Consider the following 2,086-nt stretch of genomic DNA (forward strand, 5'->3'; position numbering starts at 1 on the left):
GAACTGCAGGCGGCGGTTGTTATCTTAGAAGAGATGCACACTCTAACCCACATGTAAAACCACCATTCTTCCTCAACGAGCTTGGAAAATGGTACTTAAAGAATGTAAGTATGAGAAATGAAGATGACGAACCTATTTCTCAAATCAGAGGTTTAACATGTACAGACTGTCATAACCAGTTAACTCAAGAATTATACAAATACGATGATTTCAAAAATGCTGTAACTCAAGAAGGTAAAACCCTTAGAAACAAATCTATAGAAGAAATTATAAAAGCTGTTGCAAATGGTGATATTAACAAATTTAAACAAATGGCTGACCCAAGAATAAAAGACGGACAAAATCCTGTTTATGACTACTATGCTAAACATACTGGTGCAACTTTAGTTAAACTTGTTAAAAAAGACGGAAAAGCTAAACTATTACCTTGGAATGCAAAAGAAGGACAACCTGTTCCTTACGACGTGGCATCCGCAGGTAAAGACTGGTGGCTTGCAGCGTCTGAGCCTCACTGTTCAAACTGTCACCTTGCACCATTTGTTGAAAGTCAGGGTGGAAAATACTTCCCAATTGACCAGCCAAATAAATACTCACTTTACAGATATTCTAAAGCTCATGGAAGCATAGCTTGCCAATCTTGCCACGAGTCTCCACACGGTTTATATCCAACAAGATACGAAGGAGACAACAGAACTGTTGATTTAACAACACATGAACAAGCACTTCAGTTCTCTCCAGATGGAAGTTATGCAGGTCCAGTAACATGTGCCGCATGTCATACAGTTAACAAAAAAGGTGTACCTGTTCAACTTGAAGGAACTGAGTATGCAAATGACTACTGGGCATCTGTTGTTCTAATTCACTTCATGAGAGAAGGAGACCAGAAACTTTCAGTTGATGAACTTGTTAAAAAATATCCATACAAAAAAGCTCAAGAGATTGTTCTAAAAGGCTGGAAATAAACCTTTCGGGGAACCTACCTATATGTTGCTCCTTCCCTCTTGCAGGGAGGGAGCTTTTTTTTTATCCTAATTGTAGTGATAAATTTAATGGGTATATCAAATGAAAAAAATAAGGCTTGCTCTTGCACAAATTAATCCTACAGTAGGAGATATAGAAAAAAATGCTGAAAAAATAATTGACTATATTAAAAAAGCACAGAAAAAAGAAGTTGATATTATAGCTTTTCCAGAACTTGCAATTACAGGTTATCCACCAGAAGATTTGCTTCTTAAAGACTCATTTATAAATGCAAACTTAGAAGCTGTAAAAAAAATAGCTCTGCATACCAAAGACATAATTGTAATTGTTGGATTTGTTGATAAACAAGAGGATATTTATAATGCTGCTGGTGTTTTATATAATGGAGAAATTGTCGGTATATACCATAAAAATTATCTTCCTAATTATGGTGTTTTTGATGAAGTCAGATATTTTCAAAAGGGAAATGAGATAACCCTTTTAAATATAGAAGGTTATAAAATAGGTCTTTCCATATGTGAGGATATATGGTATCCGGAAAACCCAATAAATATTCAAGCTATAGAAGGAGCAGAATTAATAATTAACATAAATGCGTCGCCTTATACATTAGGCAAAATAAACTATAGAGAAGAAATGTTAAAAGTAAGAGCAAAAGATAACTTTGTATCTATAGCTTATGTGAATATGGTAGGGGGACAAGATGAACTTGTATTTGATGGGAGCAGCAGTGTCATATTGCCCAATGGGAACTTTGAAGTAAGAGGCAAGTCTTTTGAAGAAGATTTATTAGTTTGTGATATAGATTTAGATGCTATTTTTAGAAATCAGTTGAAAGATAACAGACTTAGAAATCTACGAGCTAAATATAAAAGAGAAGAAAGAGTAAAAGAAATATTTTTAGATTATAAGATAAAAAAACATGAAATCCCTTTAAATGAAAAAATTGTACTTAATTCTCTTTCTGAAGCTGAAGAAATATACAAAGCACTTGTTCTTGGCTTGAAAGATTATATAAAGAAAAATGGATTTGAGAAAGTTGTAATTGGATTAAGTGGTGGTATAGATAGTTCATTAGTAGCTACTATAGCAACAGATGCATTAG

1 protein-coding gene and 1 pseudogene are annotated in these 2,086 nt (G+C 33.8%); both read left to right on the plus strand.

Annotated elements, in window-relative coordinates; genetic code table 11:
- Positions 1 to 962 (plus strand): annotated as a pseudogene (locus HG1285_RS19845) (hypothetical protein); the annotation flags it as partial.
- Between the two features lie 100 nt (positions 963 to 1,062).
- Positions 1,063 to 2,086 (plus strand): nitrilase-related carbon-nitrogen hydrolase (locus HG1285_RS03660; protein WP_008288822.1); only part of this gene is annotated, 1,024 nt, incomplete at its 3' end.

Source organism: Hydrogenivirga sp. 128-5-R1-1 (assembly GCF_000171895.1).